The sequence below is a fragment of the Halalkalibacter sp. APA_J-10(15) genome, from assembly GCF_023017105.1.
Lineage (GTDB): Bacteria > Bacillota > Bacilli > Bacillales > Bacillaceae_D > Halalkalibacter.
The window spans coordinates 1-19373 of the sequence record NZ_JALKEV010000021.1 but is presented as its reverse complement, the minus strand read 5'-3'; the positions used below and the strand labels follow the sequence as shown (position 1 = coordinate 19373).

Annotated in this window: 12 protein-coding genes and 1 rRNA gene; 1 reads left to right on the top strand and 12 read right to left on the bottom strand. The window is 39.5% G+C overall.

Features of this window, described 5'->3' with window-relative positions:
• Positions 1 to 39: 39 nt before the first annotated feature.
• The 11 genes from MW695_RS19880 to MW695_RS19830 all read right to left on the bottom strand — a co-directional run bounded on the left by MW695_RS19880 (position 40) and on the right by MW695_RS19830 (position 18320).
• On the bottom strand, positions 40 to 1407 hold the full coding sequence (locus tag MW695_RS19880; RefSeq protein WP_247107239.1) for a UDP-N-acetylmuramoyl-tripeptide--D-alanyl-D-alanine ligase: 1368 nt from the start codon (positions 1405 to 1407) through the stop codon (positions 40 to 42).
• A gap of 87 nt (positions 1408 to 1494) precedes the next feature.
• The gene (locus MW695_RS19875) at positions 1495 to 2583 is read right to left on the bottom strand and encodes a D-alanine--D-alanine ligase (RefSeq protein WP_247107238.1); all 1089 of its coding nucleotides are present in this window, start codon (positions 2581 to 2583) and stop codon (positions 1495 to 1497) included.
• Between the two features lie 452 nt (positions 2584 to 3035).
• On the bottom strand, positions 3036 to 4829 hold the full coding sequence (gene uidA / locus MW695_RS19870) for a beta-glucuronidase (RefSeq protein WP_247107237.1): 1794 nt from the start codon (positions 4827 to 4829) through the stop codon (positions 3036 to 3038).
• A 358-nt stretch (positions 4830 to 5187) separates the two neighbouring features.
• Positions 5188 to 7650, bottom strand: a complete 2463-nt coding sequence (locus MW695_RS19865) for a glycosylhydrolase-like jelly roll fold domain-containing protein (protein ID WP_247107236.1) — start codon at positions 7648 to 7650, stop codon at positions 5188 to 5190.
• A 19-nt stretch (positions 7651 to 7669) separates the two neighbouring features.
• Complete coding sequence (locus tag MW695_RS19860; protein WP_247107235.1) at positions 7670 to 9844, bottom strand: glycoside hydrolase family 88/105 protein; 2175 nt, start codon at positions 9842 to 9844, stop codon at positions 7670 to 7672.
• Positions 9845 to 9941: 97 nt separating this feature from the next.
• Complete coding sequence (locus MW695_RS19855; protein ID WP_247107234.1) at positions 9942 to 10811, bottom strand: carbohydrate ABC transporter permease; 870 nt, start codon at positions 10809 to 10811, stop codon at positions 9942 to 9944.
• Between the two features lie 33 nt (positions 10812 to 10844).
• Positions 10845 to 11762 carry an ABC transporter permease gene (locus MW695_RS19850; protein ID WP_373648026.1) on the bottom strand — a complete coding sequence of 306 codons (918 nt, stop codon included), beginning with the start codon at positions 11760 to 11762 and terminating at the stop codon, positions 10845 to 10847.
• A gap of 270 nt (positions 11763 to 12032) precedes the next feature.
• Positions 12033 to 13592, bottom strand: a complete 1560-nt coding sequence (locus MW695_RS19845; RefSeq protein WP_247107233.1) for an extracellular solute-binding protein — start codon at positions 13590 to 13592, stop codon at positions 12033 to 12035.
• Between the two features lie 379 nt (positions 13593 to 13971).
• Positions 13972 to 14631, bottom strand: a complete 660-nt coding sequence (locus tag MW695_RS19840; protein WP_247107232.1) for a YesL family protein — start codon at positions 14629 to 14631, stop codon at positions 13972 to 13974.
• A 15-nt stretch (positions 14632 to 14646) separates the two neighbouring features.
• Positions 14647 to 17013, bottom strand: coding sequence for an AraC family transcriptional regulator (locus MW695_RS19835; RefSeq protein WP_247107231.1), 2367 nt, complete (start codon positions 17011 to 17013; stop codon positions 14647 to 14649).
• Between the two features lie 446 nt (positions 17014 to 17459).
• Positions 17460 to 18320 (bottom strand): sigma-70 family RNA polymerase sigma factor, encoded by an 861-nt coding sequence (locus MW695_RS19830; protein WP_247107230.1) that lies wholly within the window; start codon positions 18318 to 18320, stop codon positions 17460 to 17462.
• 196 nt (positions 18321 to 18516) lie between these two features.
• Between MW695_RS19830 and MW695_RS19825 the strand changes: the two genes are divergently transcribed.
• Positions 18517 to 18975 (top strand): carboxymuconolactone decarboxylase family protein, encoded by a 459-nt coding sequence (locus MW695_RS19825; RefSeq protein ID WP_247107229.1) that lies wholly within the window; start codon positions 18517 to 18519, stop codon positions 18973 to 18975.
• 286 nt (positions 18976 to 19261) lie between these two features.
• On the opposite strand, the gene rrf is transcribed toward MW695_RS19825, so the two are convergent.
• Positions 19262 to 19373 (bottom strand): 5S ribosomal RNA (gene rrf, locus MW695_RS19820); the annotation flags it as partial.

The window sequence follows — 19373 nt, the reverse complement described above, 5'->3', positions numbered from 1 at the left end:
GGATGAAGGGCGCGCTTTCCGCAGGAGCCTTATTTAGTATTAACCAATTAATGCATCAACAACCTCTTCTAATTTCATACCACGGGAGCCTTTCACTAAGACGATATCTCCCCCTTCAACGATCCCCTTCAATGTTTGAATCAATGCTTGTTTCTCATTAAATGCATGGACCCTTTCTTCTGAAAAATTCTCTTTCGCCCCGTCCGAAATCTTTCTGCCGAGTGCACCAAATGTGAAAACATAATCGATTTTCTCTTTGTCGATTCCTTTTCCCACATCATAATGGAACGATTCTTCATTCTCACCGAGCTCCAGCATATCACCGAGCACGACTACTTTTTTCTTATAGCCCTGTAAATCCTGCAGTAACTCAATCCCGGCTCGCATAGAAGTTGGACTCGCATTGTACGCGTCATTAATGATCCTCACTCCAGCTTTTCCTTCGAGCAATTCCGTTCTCATCCCTGTTATCTTCATCATTTCTAGCCCTTTTTTAATATTAGCGTTCGATACCCCCAGCGACTTCGCAAGCGCGATCGCTGAAAGAGCATTATGAATATTATGCTTACCGAGAACAGGAATGAAGAACTCCCCCTCACCATCTATCGTAAAATAAGTACCTTCGCTCTTCTGCTTTATTTGCATTGGGTAATAGTCACTTTCCTTAGAACGACTAACCGTCGTCACCTGATACGGGCTATTTACGACTTTTTCTGTTAATAATGGTTCATCACCATCGATGATAAGCATTCCACTTTCCCGCAAGCCTGCTGTAATTTCAAACTTCGCTTCGGAAATCGCTTCACGCGAGCCTAAATCCTGTAAGTGAGACTCTCCGATATTTGTAATAATCGCAGCGTCTGGCTTAGCAATGGACGAAAGAAGTTCAATTTCTCCACGCCCACTCATGCCCATTTCCAACACGGCAATTTCCGTATCTTCCTCTAATCGCAAAATCGTTAACGGTAATCCTATATGGTTATTGTAATTTCCTTCTGTCTTCTGAACTTTATACGTCGTCGAGAGTACAGACGTGACCATATCCTTCGTCGTTGTTTTCCCATTGCTACCCGTAATTCCAACGACCTTTGTAGAAAGGCTTGCCATATAGTTTTTAGCTAAGTCTTGCAACGCCAATAGCGTATCCTCTACATAAATAAGCGGTATATGAGCAGGGGGATTCGGCTGATTTCGTTGCCAAAGTGCTCCAGCTGCCCCATGATCGATAGCAGTACTAACAAAGTCATGACCATTGAAGTTCTCACCAACGATAGGGATATATAGGTTCCCCCTTTGAATCGTTCTTGTATCTGTCGAAACGCCTACTGCTTCTACAGAGCTAATATCTCCTTCAATCACATCACCGTTCACCCATTCAGCAATATCCTTAAACATCCTCTTTATCATTACAATCGCTCCTTATTGAAAACATAATATGTTATGTAAAAGGAGGCTGACTCACCGTCGAGTCAACCTCATTACTATATATGTGTCTTAAAAGGTATATTTAATCTTCTGTTTCTCCTCATAACGCTCTACTCCTAGCTGAACGAGCTTCTCAATGAGCTCGGAGTATGGCAAGCCTGATTCTTGCCACAGCATCGGGAACATACTGAATGGTGTAAAGCCTGGCATCGTGTTCACTTCATTCATGAGCACGTCACCGTCCTTCGTCAAAAAGAAATCGGCACGAACGAGCCCAGAGCAGTCGAGCGCTTTGAACGATTGTATCGCTACACGCTTGATTTCTTTATATTCCGCTTCAGTAATGTCAGCAGGGATAATAAGCCCCGTGTCTCCATCTTCATATTTCGCCTTATAGTCATAGAAATCGGTTTTTGGGACGATTTCACCAACAACTGAACATTGTGGGTCATCGTTTCCTAAAACGGCAATTTCCACTTCGCGTCCGTCGATTCCTTCCTCAATTATAATTTTACGATCATATTCAAAGGCTTCCTTAAAAGCATTTTCTAAGCTCTCTCGATCGTTACATTTACTAATCCCAACACTTGAGCCTAAATTCGCTGGCTTCACAAAGCACGGGTATCCAAGTGTTTGTTCGACGTTTTGATACGCTACTTGCGTGTCCTTTTCCCAATCAGGTCGAATGTAGGATACGTAATTCGCTTGCTTAATTCCTGCCTGCTCATAAATATTTTTCATCATTACTTTATCCATACCAGCAGCAGATGCTAGTACGCCATTGCCAACATAAGGGAGATTTAACAGCTCTAATAAGCCTTGCACGGTCCCATCCTCCCCATTCGGACCGTGAAGCAATGGAAAGACAACATCAATCTTATCAGCCTTCTTTTCATGGTTGACTGAAACCGGGAAGATTTCTGAGTTTAGTGCAACTGGAGAAACGACTTCTCCTTCTTTTAATTGGAGCTCCTTCACACCCTCGACTGGACGTTGTAGCTGCTCTCCTCTGATCCACTCACCTGTTTCAGAAATATATATAGGATGAATTTCATATTTGGTTAAGTCTAATGCTTGAATAACTGCCTTTGCTGTTTGTAATGATACTTTATGTTCAGCCGATTTCCCACCGTATAATAACCCAAGTTTTATTTTCATATTCAACCTCCACATCCATTTTCCCTTTATATTGTAACACTACCGCTCCCAAATGAAAGACTCATTTTTCATTCATTTATACGCTCACACTAGTTCATTAGCCTATTATTCACTAATGTATGTCAAAACATTTTCTTTTGGGATGAATTTGGGGTAGTTTTTTTGTGGGGAAGTAACAATAATAAATTAGAAGGTTTCGCTCCTTGTATAAAGGATACAGAAAAAAGTTAAAAACAAGAGACCACTGAAAAAGTACGATATTCATTTTTCAATGGTCTCTTCTAACTTCTTTAATATACTATTACACTTAAACTGATCATCATGGTGTTAGCCCCTGTCTCCCTTACAGTATGACATTTTTAGCTTTAAGGGCTCAATCTGAGAAACATCTCTATTCATCACAAGTTATTGAGAAACTTGAGAAGTGTAGATACTAAAATTTCTAAGAGCTATTATTTTTTATAGCCAAAATCCGGAATGTTTTTCCAACGCTTTCTTAATTCAAATGCAGCTGATTTTGGTTTACGGTCTCGTGTAAAAATCCCTTTTTTATTTCCCTGAACTCTTATAACTCCTTGACTTGTTTGGAAATCCGCAAAATTCCATACTTGTTCACCAATAAAATGTTGAAACTTATCCACTACTTCATGATTTGCTTGATAATACTCAATTTGATATTCCTCTGTAAACATGACCGCATCAATATCATGAAAACCAGCAACCGTATCTGCACCATATTCAGTAAACATAATCGGTTTTCCTGGACAACGTTCTGTCCACCCTTCTAGCTCTTTATGAAGCTTCACTTTTGCCTGTTCTAAATCTCCACCATTAATATACCAACCATAATACCGATTTAAAGCTAATACATCAATTAACTCTGCAATTTTACAATCCTGTGGAGTGGACTGAACATAGGTTACTAATGTAACTGGACGTTTCTGGGGGTCTCCATCCCTCATAAGTTCTATTAAAGGTTTAAAATACTCATATGCACCCTCTTCTTCTGATGCTGGCTCATTAGCCACCGACCACATGACAACAGAAGGATGATTTTTATCACGAGCTACTAATTCTTTTATCACTTCTTTATGATGTTCAAAGGTTTGAATTTCTTTAAACGTATCCCGTTTTGCCTGCTCATTCATAATTGTTGCCATAAAATTCAAATGAACTCCTACTGCCGGTGTTTCATCTATCACAACAATCCCTTCTCGATCAGCAAGTCTCATTATTTCTTCTGAATACGGATAATGAGCTGTTCGGAAAGAATTCGCTCCAATCCACTTTAACAAATTAAAGTCTAATATATTTGCAGCTTCGTCAAAACCACGACCATGTATGGGCGTGTCTTCATGTTTACCAAACCCTTTAAAATAAAAAGGTTTGCTATTAATAAGGAACCTTCCATCTTTCACTTCCACTGTTCGTACACCAAACGGCTGTTCATATATATCTGTTCCATTATCTAGATCAATACGTAAAGTATATAAATATGCATTTAACGGCTCCCAAAGTGTAACATTGGGAACGATTAAAGAACCATCCGAACCACTTCCATTAACAACTTCCTGTCCAAATTCATCTAGTATCGATACTTTTACCGTCGAAGCTTGTCCTAATACTTTGACTTGGTAGTCTACAACACCGTTATTTCCATCTATGTTTGTTACTATATTCACATCGTTAATATACTTTTTAGCTGTCGTATATATTTTTACTGGCCGATGTAATCCTGCATAATTAAAAAAGTCAAAATTAGGTGAATTACGAATCACCTTGCCTATCCCTTCTACTTCCTCCTCTATATAATTTCCGACTGGAAGTGTAGATTCATCAACAATATTATTTACAGCTACTGTTAAGCGGTTTTTACTTAATCGAACATAGTCATTGATTTCCACTTCAAACGGGGTAAATCCGCCTTTATGCTCTGTTATCTGTACGCCATTAAGATACACTTTCGCATAATGTGTTGCTGAACCAAATCGAAGAACAATTCTTTGATCAAGCATGTATTTCGGTAAAATAAAATCACGTTCATACCATACCCAACCAACATGGTTACGCAACTCACGAGTGACTGCTAAATCATTAAAGGAAGCAGGTACAGCCATAGACATCGTTTTACGTAATGGTCTCTCGAACCACTTTTCGTCAATTCCGTTTCCATTATCAACTTTAAACTTCCAAATACCATTTAAGTCTATTTGTCCTCTTGTTTCAGTTGTTATTGGATATAACATTAAAAATTCAACCCCCCTCGATATACTACTCTTTCTTGCTATTCCTTAGTTTGATTGACTTCATCAAGTAACTTTTTTAACCTGCTTAACAACTCAACCATATATTCTTCATCCATTGACTCCCTTAAAATGTAGTCAACAGTATCTTATTTTGATTATAGGTTCCACATATTCTTTAAACAATGTAGAAACTTTACTTAATAAGTAATATTTTTACCTCTTTGAATAAAGACCTGATAGAAGATCGCATAAAATTAAAACAATCTCCTCCTATCATTCAAAAAGGCTTCTCACAAGTTTGCTCAACTCATGAAAAGCCTCTACTAAAGTTACTCTTTCGTCTACCGAACATGATATTTTACATTATGCCGCTTATATACCTATTACTCCCAAACACCTCAACCGTAACAGGCCCGATCAACCCGGAAGGCAAAGCCAACCGGTCCATTTCATTAGCCTTACTGTTCGTCACAGCTAGCTCGATCACATTCTCTCCTTCACATAACAAACCTGTTACTTCAAACGAATAAGGTGCCCACATCTTCACACCTATTTCTTCTCCATTTACCGTCAGCTTGACGATTTCTTCGACTTCACCACAATCGATGACGGCCTTCGCAATCATTTCCTGCAAGTGAAGAGTCGTCCTATAGGTGAGCGTTCCTGAGTAATAGGTCATTTGCGGCCACTCTGTCCATGATTGTAACGCGGTCGTTTGTTTTTCGAATGCTTCTCCTGTTACCGTCCATTCTTGATTGAGTTCGATCATTTTAATCGGTTCCTTTATTGGCTCAGGATCTCTGATGATTGACTCTCGATTATTCGGATCGACCATTAGGATGATACTCTCACGTCGATGTAAGGTGAGAGAAACCTCCTTCACTTGACCAAGCTCCTCTATCGTTCCCGTCCATGCATCCCACAACTCAACTGTTCCTGTTTCACGTAATGTGACCGTACCGTTGAATGACTCTTCGCCTTCATGAACAAGCAAGTAGAAGAAGCGATCTCCCTTTTCAACATGACTGATCCGAATGTCCGGGCATCGTGGATTTAATCGAACCGTTTGCTGTTCGGACTCGATTAACCGATTCGCTCCTTCTTCAGGTGTTGCAACGATGATCGCTCCTTCCACGATTCGTTCTTCGCCAACGGTGATCACCGTACCCTCTTGCTTTATCCAGTCTCGTAATTGTTGCTTTGTCTTTTCCTCAAGCAAATAACGCCCGTCTATGACAACAGTCGAGTACGATTGTGCCTCAATTTGAATCAAGCCAGCTGCCATTTCAGCCTTAGACAACAGGAGAGCTTCCTCGACATAATTAAATTCGATTTGCTGTTCATAAAATGGCTTCACCATTTCCCACGGCAAGTGATTCTCTCGACAAAGAACCGCGACCTTCGTCGTGTTCACACTATCGGTCATAAGCCAGCTTACACGCTTAATATAATTACTAAAAAACCGATAATAAGGCCACCAGCTACTATGCATCCCAACATCTGGCGGACGCTCATGGCTACGTCTCTTCCCATCAATGGAATAGTAAAAGGCGTGAGGGATAATCAGGTTTACACCTCTGACAAACAGCCAATCGAAATACCATTTCATATCACCAGGGGAAAGATCCCATCCACCCTTTTTGCTACAAACACCAAGCACTTCATCGGCATTTCTTCTTCTCCCACGATGCCGTGCTGCATCGGCTGAGCATTTTCCAGCGGTCGAGTGGCGTCCTGTTATCCCTTTGCCTTCTTCCGGTGCGACCCAGCGCCAAACGACATCCTGTCCAGGTATTTGAAAATGATCCAGTAAGCCAATGTCATCACTTTCCGCTGGGTGTCCCGTTAAAGCAATCCCATGCTCCTCACACCAGCGGCTTAATGGCTCATAATACACAGTTGAAAGTCGTTGATAGACCGCTTGCTCATAACGCTTACGTATGGAGGCCGTTTCTATTCCCACGTCATACCATAATGCTGGTAGGTCACTCTTCTTGCCCCCATATTGCTCATACCAGGTAAATGAACCACCTGTCCACGGCTTGATGCCTTCCTTGGCATTGCGCCCTACAATATCAGGCTCATCGGTAAACATCGCGATCACCGTTTGGCCGAACTCGTCTTGAAGCACGTCATAATAACGCTCATGCGTGAGTTCGATATACGCCTTAACCGCTTCGGGATTTAGTAAATCAGCTGATGGCGGAGCATGCTCCTCTCCATCGTCCTCACCGAAATGGATACCGCGTATATTTCCTCCCGAATTCGTTTCGATAAAAGCCAGAATAACCCATCGTCCATCATCTTGAGGCGCATCAAATCGAACAGTTTGCTCATGAGGCTCAAGCTCTTGTATCGAATCTGGCTCCAGTTCGTTTTCAGCTATTTTCTTCGCAGCAAAGACGGCAATCAGTCGATCCTCTTCAGTTAGATCGATCGTATGCTCCTTTTCTACCTCACAAGGTAGCTCAACAGCCTGTAACCCTCGACTAGCGAACGAAGAATGACGTTTGACGACCATCCCTTTCGCCGACCCAGAGGGATACATCGCCTCATCATATAAAATCACTGACATCCCTAGCTGCTTCGCTTCCTGAACAGCGACTTTCACATAACCCATAAAGGCATCAGTCAAATAGCCGATATCCTTAGGTATGCCGATACGAGGATGTAGCACAAAGCCATTGACCCCTTTATCGTCCATCTCGTGAATTTGCCTTTTAATCTCTTCATTCGTTAATTGATCATTCCAAAACCAAAACGGAATCGGTGAAAATTCATGACCCGGGTTTTGAAAGGCTTCATGTAAGTCTAATTTCATAGGTCACCTCGGTTCCACTTTATCGTTCAACCAATACTTCATTACGTTCATGTAATGACTTTTTTAACTTTAATAGCTCAATTCCAGCTAACAGAACAATCCCAATTCCGTGCGTATCATTTAAAATCCACGTTAAATCATCACGATAATAGCTGATCGTAAACGCATAGCCAGAGCCTTGACAGACACCATACACATTGCCATATTGATCAATCGCTCTTCTAGTCATCCCTTCCCAGCCTTGAATGGATGCCTCTATATACGGTTTGGGATCGACTAACCAGCCATGACGCACACCCCGTGCAAACCCATATATGAACATCGATGTACAAGATGTTTCTTCGTATGAAGTTGAATCAGTCAATACTTGATGCCATAAGCCATGTTCCCCTTGTAAGGCAAGGAAGCCTTCACATAGCTCACGAAAGAAGCTGATTAATGCAGGGCGCTTTGAGTGATCTTCTGGTAACACTTCTAGCAATTCTGAAAGTGAGAATAATACCCAACCATTTCCGCGTCCCCACGGTACATTCGTTGCCGTATCAAACTTGAAATCATACACGTGCGACATGATCTTCTCTTCCGGCATATACATTAATTGTTTATAATGGAGAAACTGATTGGCAGCATCTTCTAAGTAGGAGAGCTCACCAGTTTTTTTATAATAGCGACATAAGAATGGCGTACTCATATAAAGATCGTCACACCAAATCGTATCCTTCATGAACGAAACACTACCAAAGCGCCGATAAAGCGTCCCATCAGATAGTCGATCTTGGACATTCGTTATATAATGAGCAATATCATCGGCAATCCTATTCGCATCCCGAATGTCTCTAATTTCGGTTGCCAAAAGCATCGTTGAACCGAAAGAACCACAATCATCAAGACTGTCGATCGCCGACAGCTGATTATTCACGCCGGCTGCACCGTATTGCTCCTTATCCCACAAGGAATATTGATACAATGACGTGCTCGTTTCAATATGCTGCAGCGTATAATTGATAATATCCTTTCGTTCTAACTCTTTCCCTGTTTGGATGAGGCCGTATAGCGTCACCCCTAACGGATAATCCCATTTTCCAAATAGACGGTTTTCTAAATATGGTCTCACCCACGTATTCGGTTGATCTAAGCGCCAAAACGTTGGACCATTCGTACTTGCAACGACTGTATCCAATCGTTTCGCTTCTTTTAAATCCACGTGCTCCTTCGTCGCGAAGCTTCCTAGATAGAGCCAGCTTTCTCTTGCCCCTTTTACAGGGTACGGAAGTGTAAAGGTAACACTCTCTTGAACAGGCTCAAGCTCAAAGCCCCATTGTTCACTTACACACGTACATATTACCGTTACATCGTGTTCCCCATAAGACAACGGTAAAGTAACAACGATTTCTTGATCTTCCTTTGTTTCGAAAACGGTTTGATCATTAATCAATAGTGTCATCGCACCATAGGCATACCCTTTTAACGTAACCTGTTGTTGACTCGTATAAGGCACCACTAGCTTCGTCCATGCAGCAGCGACTTGACCGACCTCACTTCCAAACAATCTCGTCAATTGCCTTCTTTGATCCTGCCCCCAATCCATTGCAGGAAGCCATTCTACATCAGATGCCGTTCCCTCTTCAGGCAAGCATTCTAACGGTTGAGCGAGCGGCTCTGTGAATATCCACCCCTCCTGCCCCTCTCTTTCATGTGTTGGAGAAAGAACATGCATCGGATGTCGTTTGAATGAACCGGTTCCAAATATTCCACCGATTCCGGACGTCGTTTTCTCAAAGCGCAGCACAAAATGATTCCAGCCTTTTTTCAATGTGAAACGAAAGCCGACTCTTTTCTTTGGATCTAACTCTTCCACAATCGTCGAGCGATACACGAATTCACCATTCAAATAGATATGCACCGGGCCATAGCAATTGAGCGCAAACATGAACTCAGCCTCTTCATCCTGCCAGAGCTTTCCCCACGCATAGATAAACTGTCCATTTTGACAATAAGGGAATCGTTCACCAAAATTAAATTCATATCGATAATCCTTTAATCGCATCAATCCATCGTTACTAAACGCTCGATAAACCATTGGATGCGCTGGATTTTGCCCGATATACCGATTCGTAATGATCGCCAATGCTTCCTCTACGCGCTGATTGACTTTCGCATAAATACTTTCATTTAAATGAATATAGCTCTCCATAAATATCACTCCTACAACTATCATTGGAAATAGAGATAAGGACGGGATTCAACGTTCTCCAGTAAAAGTACGAATTTAATTGTTAAGACGGCTTTCTTTATCCTTTCACCGATCCTAACAACATCCCTTTAGCAAAGTGCTTTTGTAAAAATGGGTAAACAAACATAATTGGAATCGTTGCGACAACAATAACAGCAAGCTTCAACGATTCATCTGGTGTATCAATAAGCGCATCCACTTCACCAAAACGCATATCAGCCATCGTCATAATGTTTTGCAATAACAGCATGACCGGATATTTCGTTGAATCGGAAATATATAGAAGGGCATTGAAATAGTCGCCCCAATATTGCACCGCATAAAATAATGTAAATGTCGCAATAATTGGCTTTGATAATGGCAGGGCAATCTTCCAAAAAACTCCGATATCGGTACAACCATCAATCCGCGCTGATTCCTCCAGCTCACGTGGGAGTGTACGGAAGAAGGAAATGACGATAATGAGCCACATCGGATTCATCGCAATTGGCATAATAAGCGCCCATAAAGAATTTAATAAACCTAGATCACGTACTAAAATATACGTTGGAATCATTCCACCTTGGAAAATAATCGTGAAAATGACAAGGTAAATAAAAAATTGATGTCCAATAATCCGTGCTTTCGATAGTGCATACCCCATCGTTAACGTTAATGCTAAACTAACTACCGTTCCAGCTACTGTTACAAAGATGGATACACCAATACTTCGCACAAATGTCGCTGTTGAGAAGATATATTGATAAGCGCTCATTGTAAAGGTTTCTGGAAAAATAAAGAACGGTCTCCTTGCTAGCTCTGCTTCAGTCGCAAACGAGCCTGCAATAACATACATAAACGGAACAATCATCGCAAGTGCAATTAAGGCTAGAATGATATGGTTAAACACATCAAAAACTCTTCCTAGTGGTGTGTTATGTGATTTCATAACCACTATCCCTCCATTTCTAAGCTAGACAATTTAAAATAATGTCTCCTGCTTTAACTTCTTGGCAATATATCTCGTCGTCAAAATTAAAACAATCCCAACAACGCCTTTAAATAAACCAACAGCTGTACTATGACTAAACGCTCCTTGCGTGATACCTGAGAAATAAATGTACACATCAAACACATCGGCTACGGAGCGATTTAATGAGTTCGTCATTAAATAAATTTGTTGGAACCCTTGATCAAGGAAATTCCCCATATTCAGGATGAGCAAAATGACAATGACGTGTCTGATCGCTGGTAATGTGACGTGCCACATTCGTCTAAATCGACCAGCACCATCAACAATCGCTGCCTCATATTGCTCTTTACTCACATTGGCTAATGCGGCTAAGAAAATAATCGTTCCAAAACCGGCATTTTTCCAAATTTGTTGTCCAACGATCATCGTACGGAACCATTCTGGATCCCCTAAAAAGAAAATCGTGTTCCCGGTGATATTCTCAACAATAACATTGACAATTCCACCACTTGTTGTAAAGAATACGTATGTTAAGCTGGCTACGATAACCCAAGACAAGAAATTTGGTAAATAGACTAACGTTTGAATCGTTCGTTTATATGGATTAAAACGAATTTCATTTAACAAAAGCGCTAAAATAATCGGTGCAGGAAAAACAAAAATCGTTTCATACAAAGCTAAGATTAAAGTATTTCGTAAAATCCGGTAAAAATCAGGATTTTGAAATAACCGTTCAAAATGAGTAAATCCTACCCATTCACTCCCCCAAAAGCCTAAAAAGGGCGAATAATTTTGAAAAGCAATCAACGTTCCCCACATCGGAACATACTTAAAAACAATAAACCAAATAAGACCAGGTAGTAATAGAAAATAAATCCATTTATCTCTTTTAAGCATTTGCCATTTTGTTATTTTATTCACTTGCATAGGTTCCATTTGTGTCGATGGATTTACATTTACTTTCGGCATTTTCCTTCTCCTTTCTATAAGAAAAACCGCACAGCGATATTTTCTTAATTCCGTCGTGCTGAGCCGTTACAAGAGTTTGAGCATTTCTGAACGTAGAGCGAGCGTAGCCGACGACTCCCGCGCACCCACTTAAAGCTTACCTATCTTGATTAAATGATTAAAAATGTTATAAACCTTTATCTTTTAAGAAAAGCAGGAGGTGTTACCTCCTGCTCTTTTTTAATCTACTTATTGTGCATCTTGCGCAATTTGGTAAGCTTCATTAATTTCTTCAATATACTCAGTACCGCCAGAACGTAACCATAATTCAATTTCCTCTTGTAAGCCAGCCTCGTCGATTTGACCAACGATATACATAATTCGAGCATCCTCAATAATATTATCTAATTGTGTTCCTCTTTCTGTATAAGTCGGTGAAACTAATGGTTCAGCAGGGTTTGGAACGACAATGTCTAAGTTTTCTTCCATCACTTGATCAGCCTTCTCTTGTAGTGCTGTTTGAGGACCAACTAGGAATCTGTCTTCAGGAATACCCATTTGGAATTGATTCAAATCACGAACCTCTTTATCAAATAATTCTCCACCATCTTGCTGAGACGTAATTACTAATTCTCCATCGACAACCTCATGATGAACACCTTCGATACCGTTGTAGGATAAATTTTGTGGTTCTTCATCATTTAAGTCATTTAAGAACTGCAAAACACGACGTAACTCATCTTCTGTTTGGACAGACGTTGTTGAAATCGCTAACATTCCATGATATCCAGGTGTCGGCTTACTTCGGAATCCATTAGGGCCTTCAACCGCACCAAATACATCTAATATGATTTCATCGTCTGTATAATTTTCCGTTATTTGATTTTGTAAGCGGTTTGCTTGGTCAGCAACGTCCACTACGACACCTGCTGTACCATTAACAAGCGGATCAAACCATTGTCCTGAATCCATTACTGCAAAGTCTTCGTTTACTAATCCTTCATCATAGACCTTTTTAAAGAAATTTAACGCATCCATATATTCATCAAACATAAAGTCTGGTTGCAATTCACCATTTTCATCAAAGCCCCACACATTTGGAACGTCAAACCATAATTGCATCACATCCCAAGGACCATGCCATTCAGATACGACCATTCCATACGTATCATCTTCACCCGATTGGTTCGGATCATCATACGTAAACGCTCTCAACACTTCATAGAACTCATCAATCGTTTGAGGAATATCTAATCCTAAATTATCTAACCATTCTTTATTAATCGTTACTGCATTTCTTCCTAATGGTCTTGCACGATACACACCATAAATTCGCCCATCTACTGAAATATTATTTAGAACAATATCATTTGCTTGACTTAGATTATCATAGTCGTCTAAATAATCCGTTATATCCCAAAATGCGCCGTCTCTAGCTGCATTAATAAAGCTTGCTGATTTTGAAGCCATCATAATATGAGGAAGATCACCTGATGCCAACGTTACATTAAAACGGTCATCGTAATTGGCATTCGCGACCAATTGGAGATTAATATCCATATTTGTATAATCTTCAATGGCTTGTAAAGCAGGACTATCACTATCTACAGGATCTGGAGCAAAAGCCGTCGACATAATGGTTACTTCCATTCTTTCTTCAGAAATATCCTCTGTACCTTCGGCAGTATCTTCAGTTGAATCACCCGAATCATCACTTGCATCTTGACTTGCATCATTACTACATCCAATAAGTGCTACTAATAGTATGAAAGCGAAAAACGGTACTAATAAACGTAGTGATTTTTTCATTTGTTCCTCCTTATGATTACATTAGATTTTTTGAACCATAATGATGAGCAAAAATGATTTATCGACTAGTGTCCCCCTCTTATTGGTTACTAGCTACACATCCAACAGCTCTTGGTTCACACCAAATATAAAACGCTTACATTTTTCCGGCAATATTCATTTCTTGGTTACTTTTTTAAAAGTAGTAAAACCCGCACTAAATCAGCTTTGTAAGCCCTTTCTTATCATATTTTTGTTTTTTACTACATTTTTGCACTGCTATTACAGCAACATTTTATCGTTGATTAACAAAGGTTATCGTACATTTTTGATAGCATCATTCATTTAAATAAGCATGATCCAATTGGGCATTTCCCCCAACTAAATCATGCAAGTTCACTTACGCTTCTTGATTCTCTAATTCTGCCTGTATTTCCTTTTGCCTTCTTTCCACATGACGGAACGTATAGTAGGTCGTCCACATGACAACGAAGGCAAACAAGCTTACCCCAAAGAATGGAATAAAGACTGGGAAGATCGCAAGTATTTGGACAACTAATAAACATAATCCAACGGTCACAACTGTTCGAATCGGCTGGTAAATTGTTAAAAACAATGAATTTTTTATATGATTATATAACGTCGTTTCATAATGGACGAGTAAGGGAAATACATACAGTAGCATAATGGCCGTAATAATCATAATCGCGATTATCATATAACGTACAGCAACGAACAACCAAGCTGTCTCTACTGCAAAATATTGAATATTTACAGCCAGAATATAAGCTACTACTAGAGCGATAAACCCTAAACCATTTGTTCTTAAAAATTCTTGACGATACACCTTCCAAAATTCCGAAAAAATCGGTTCATTTTTCTCCATAATTCTTTTTCGTAGCACTGCAAACATAGCTGTTGTACTCGGTGCCCATCCAAAAATAATACCACCAAGAAGAGTAAAGCAAATCCACAACAAATTGACATATAAAAGAACCATAAAATAATCACCAAACCGGTAAAAATACGTAATAAATCCACTCATCGACCCTTGGTTCATTTGCATTCCCCTCCTTTATTTTCGTTCGGTGCCATCTTGGATAGAGTCATTTACCCTCTGCTTTCGATATTGACTAGGTGGGATGCCTATATGCTTTTTAAAAATACGATTAAAATAACTATGTCGATATCCTACTTGTTCTGCTATATCATTCATTTTCATATTCGTATTTAAAAGTAATTCCTTCGCTTTCTCGATCCTTAATTTTGTTACATAATCAATGAAATTAACACCCATTATTTTTTTAAACGCTTTACTTAAAGTATACGGGTTTGTATGAACTTCCTCTGCACAGCTTTCTAAAGAAATATCCTCCATATATTGCTCTTTAATATACGTGCACACCTTTTCGACAAGCTGCTTCATCTCAATGTTTACTTTGCCTTCTAACGCTTTAACAAATGGAGTAATGACTTCAACTGTTAACCAATTAATCATTTGTTCAGGATCTCCAATATGCGAAATTTCTTCATACATATTTTTCCCTTGGAAAAGATCATACGGGTGAATACTAGAGTGCAAAATCTCATGCTGGACACTTCCAAACAACTGCGTAATGCAAGGTTGGATATTAATCTCTTTAACACCCTTACCCTTCAGCTCTTGAATAAACTCTCGAATAAGCTGCTCTGATTCATTAATCTGTCCCATCCGAATCGCTTGTAGAATTTCCTTCTCGATTTCAAAAGGATAGTGCAGTTGACTTATATCATTGGCTGTTTCAAATGTTTCAAGATCAATAACTTGATTTTCTTTTTCAAAATTTCTGTAGCGTTTTCCTTTCCGAACATCTTCAAACAAATAAGGAATGCGCTTAATGCTTTCTGTTGGCTGACTAATCGTAATCGTAATTTGTCTTTTTAAAACGCGGTTAAGAACATCCATAACTTGATTCGAGAATTCATGTAAGCTCTTTCTTACCTCACTATGAATGGGATATACGATAAGAAGAACTGCAGACAAATCATAGAAATTGATAACATTACATTGCTCAAAATAATCTAGAGACACTTCCTCAGTAATATTCGTTAAAGCAAAAGCAACTAGGCTCTCATCTTGCTTCATAATCGTCGTTTTTGACTCATTTAACCCTAACACTTGAATATCCATGACAACAAATTGATGAGCATCTAACTCCCAACCGTAATTTTGCATTCGTTCTTTTAGTTCTTCTTCTTTGTAATGATACAAGTAGCCTTGAATTAATTGTAATAGAAAGCTATTTTTTAATTGTGGCAATTGAGTCGTTAAACGGTTTTCTAATGATTGACTTTCCATCGACATTTCTTTAAATTGATTTTCGATTACTTTAAATTCATCTTTATGATTATGATCAGTCCATTTGGAATCTTTATCTAACACTTTAACTAGCTTAGCAATAGGACTATAAATCGTTTTAGATGCAACCCATGATAGGATAAGAGCAAATAATAATCCGATTAAGCTAACTGAGATAATCATCGTCGAAACAATTACAATTGGAGAAGTTATAGAAGACATCGGCGCTGCTGAAACATAGGTCCATTCCGAATCCATCCTTCTCATCGTTCCATACGAAACAGAGTATGTCTCATCTTGATCACTAAATACAAAAGAACCCTCCTGATCTAACTCTGCCTTCTCTAACACACTATCCCTCAAACTACTTACGAATGAAGCCTCCTCTGTACTATTCTCAGATACTAGCACTCGATCCGCATCATTTAATAGGAAAGTAGCCCCTTCATTGTAAGGTGTTAACGTTTTAATAAGATCAGCCACTTTCTGACGGTCTAACGTTACAATAATCGAACCAAAAGGAGCGTTACTATTTCCAGGGATGCTATGAATCAGCACAAGTGGTTGTGGATCCTCAATATTTGATTCCTCTGGTATGCTATAAAGACGGTTCCAACTCATATTTTTATGCTGTTCTAATATCGACTGATAGAACTCGTATTCATCGGCCTCTAACACATTATAATGGGGACTAAATAGCACAGGAACAGCCGAGTCCACAAATAACTCTACATGATCAATGAGTGGATGTGATCCTTGCAGGACATGTAAGGTTTGAACAATATCACGTGTCTCCTGAAATTCAACCACATAATTTAAATTTAGTAATGAAGAATTAAACCGTGGATCGTATGCCCAATGAGAAAGGGACTTTTCCAAATAGTCAAATTGATCACCTATATTTTGCGCCCTTTCAAATATTTGATTTTCATGCATTTCTTTTAATGAATCTTCTACTTCATTCACTCCAAACCAATAAATCCCTAATCCAATCATCAGTCCCGGAATAAATGTAATGAAGAGAATGAGTATGAAATTCTTTCTGAAATATTGACTCTTCCATCCAAACTTATTTCTCTGAGAATGTTTGAGATTTTTGATCAACTCAATTCCCCCGATTTTATACGAAATCTGCTTTTTGTAAGCCCTTTCTTTTCTACTATAGTACACTAGAAAAGTTGTATTGTAAAAGCCTGTTTCATTAACAATCCTGTTAATGTCAGAGGTTTCGATTTCGACCAGGGTCTTCTTTTTCTTTGTCACCTCTCCTTTTTTAATATATCTCTTTCAATCATATAATGAACGTTTTTTTCCGGCAATAGCACTTTTTTGCTTATGCTCACTACGTTTGTTTATTTGGATTTTCAATCAGTAGCTCTGTCTATTCTTCCTAACTTATAAGCAAATACAAAATAGATGAGCGAGCAAACTAACAATAAACTTAAAATGAGAAGCGAAGATATAAGCCTCATTTATTATTATTGGTTATTAAAAAGCTTGCCCTTTAAGAGCAAGCTTTTCATCCCTCTATTGTTTTCCGATTACATCCTCTAGCTCCTAAACACTTTCAGATCAAGTTGTTCGATACGTGCAGGAGAGGAGACCAAGTCAATTTTAGTAATCTTTCCATTTGAAATGATAAATGTAAGTACATAAAGCAGCATTCCTCTAGGTGCTACAATGACACCAACTGACCCATTTACAATGGCTATTTGAGCAGACTGTGCACGTCCTAACACTTGCTTTGCCAATGCCTTTGCACCACGGGTTACTTTGATTGCTCCTTTTCGATCATCATAGAGCACAACATCCGGATCAAGTGCCGCTATCAACGTTTCAAAATCACCTGAATAGGCCGCCGTAAGAAAAGCATTGATAAGTTCACCTTGCCTATCTTGTTCAACAGTCGTTTCTTTCACCCCTTTAACCCTTCGACGTGCGCGGCTCGCCAGTTTCCTAGTTGCTGTCTCAGATTTCCCTACAATAGAAGCAATATCAATGAAAGGGATACCAAATATATCATGTAGAACAAACGCAATTCTTTCTGACGGATTCAGAGAGTCAAGCACGACTAATAGTGCTTGACCGACAGATTCAGCTAGCACGGTTTCAAATTCAGGATCAATTCTAGCCTGATGGTTAGTGATCATATCAGGCAATTGCGTTTCAATTGATTCCTCTTTTCTTGATTTTCGAGATCGTAGCATATCGAGACATACCCGTGAAACAACTGTGGTCAGCCATCCTCTCAAGTTATCAATACTGTTCATATTAGAACGACTGAGTCGAAACCATGTTTCCTGTACCGCATCCTCCGCGTCATTCAATGACCCAAGCATTCGGTAAGCAACCTCCTTCATATGGTTCCTATGTACTTCGAATTGCTCCGCTATCCATTCATGTTCGCTCATTGTATCAATTCCTTTAATAAATTTAGCCTTTATAAATTATGACGGATTAAACTTTACTGATGTGACAAAATATTTAATTTTTATTTACGAGCTTTTGAAGATTTGTCACATTCCTGATATTTGATACGTCATTGTAGTAAAGGGGCAGGTTGTAGCTCCAATAAAAAACAAAGGAGTTTTTTATATGCAATCAAGAATGAATAATCCCGTAACGATCATACCCGATGTAAATCAAGTCTTACAATCCTTAGGTAAAGCCTTGTTTTCATCCGCAGAGAAGACCGGTATTCCGAGTAAGACTCTCTTCCTTTCCTACCTTCGGGTAAGTCAAATCAATAGGGACAGCGTATGCGTTGACCTCCATTCACGTAATGCGCTTGCAGCAGGCGAAACAACAAACCGCCTCCTCACTGTTGCAGCATGGCGTGAAACACGACACTTTAACGATGCTGAACGAGCTGCTCTAGCTCTTAGCGAAGCAGTTACCCAACTTAGCGATCAAACAGACCCTGTGCCTGATGAAGTCTATAACGAAGCTACAAAATACTATGATGAACAGGCGTTAGCTACTCTTATTGTTGGGTTAGCTACAGCCAACCTATGGAATCGTCTTAACGTACCTACAAAACAGATAGTTGAGCATTCAGCCAATTAAATACAATTAATGACTACGCTTATCAAACACGTCAGTTGGGGCGAACAATAATGATAAAGTTACGCCCCCTTCAACAATCACCGTAACACAAATCAGAACTTTTTAAAGCTCCCTCCATTAAAAAACAGAATAGCAGGCAGAGTTCTTCGAGTTATTTTAGGTTCGAAAATGTACAATTTTAAGTTTTATTCAGCTTGAGAGCTTAATATCCCAGAGCTCTTCTGCGCCTCGTGCTTAACCATTTGTACACATAAAAAAGCACAATCCTACTGGATTGTACTTGTTCGCCCGGCAACGTCCTACTCTCACAGGGGGAAGCCCCCAACTACCATCGGCGCAGAAGAGCTTAACGACCGTGTTCGGCATGGGAACGGGTGTGACCTCTTCGCTATCGCCAC

Bases quoted from the DNA above. Each gene is read 5' to 3' on its own strand.
- MW695_RS19880 (WP_247107239.1), bottom strand. From the start codon at position 1,407: ATGATAAAGAGGATGTTTAAGGATATTGCTGAATGGGTGAACGGTGAT.
- MW695_RS19875 (WP_247107238.1), bottom strand. From the start codon at position 2,583: ATGAAAATAAAACTTGGGTTATTATACGGTGGGAAATCGGCTGAACAT.
- uidA (WP_247107237.1), bottom strand. From the start codon at position 4,829: ATGTTATATCCAATAACAACTGAAACAAGAGGACAAATAGACTTAAAT.
- MW695_RS19865 (WP_247107236.1), bottom strand. From the start codon at position 7,650: ATGAAATTAGACTTACATGAAGCCTTTCAAAACCCGGGTCATGAATTT.
- MW695_RS19860 (WP_247107235.1), bottom strand. From the start codon at position 9,844: ATGGAGAGCTATATTCATTTAAATGAAAGTATTTATGCGAAAGTCAAT.
- MW695_RS19855 (WP_247107234.1), bottom strand. From the start codon at position 10,811: ATGAAATCACATAACACACCACTAGGAAGAGTTTTTGATGTGTTTAAC.
- MW695_RS19850 (WP_373648026.1), bottom strand. From the start codon at position 11,762: ATGCAAGTGAATAAAATAACAAAATGGCAAATGCTTAAAAGAGATAAA.
- MW695_RS19845 (WP_247107233.1), bottom strand. From the start codon at position 13,592: ATGAAAAAATCACTACGTTTATTAGTACCGTTTTTCGCTTTCATACTA.
- MW695_RS19840 (WP_247107232.1), bottom strand. From the start codon at position 14,631: ATGAACCAAGGGTCGATGAGTGGATTTATTACGTATTTTTACCGGTTT.
- MW695_RS19830 (WP_247107230.1), bottom strand. From the start codon at position 18,320: ATGAGCGAACATGAATGGATAGCGGAGCAATTCGAAGTACATAGGAAC.
- MW695_RS19825 (WP_247107229.1), top strand. From the start codon at position 18,517: ATGAATAATCCCGTAACGATCATACCCGATGTAAATCAAGTCTTACAA.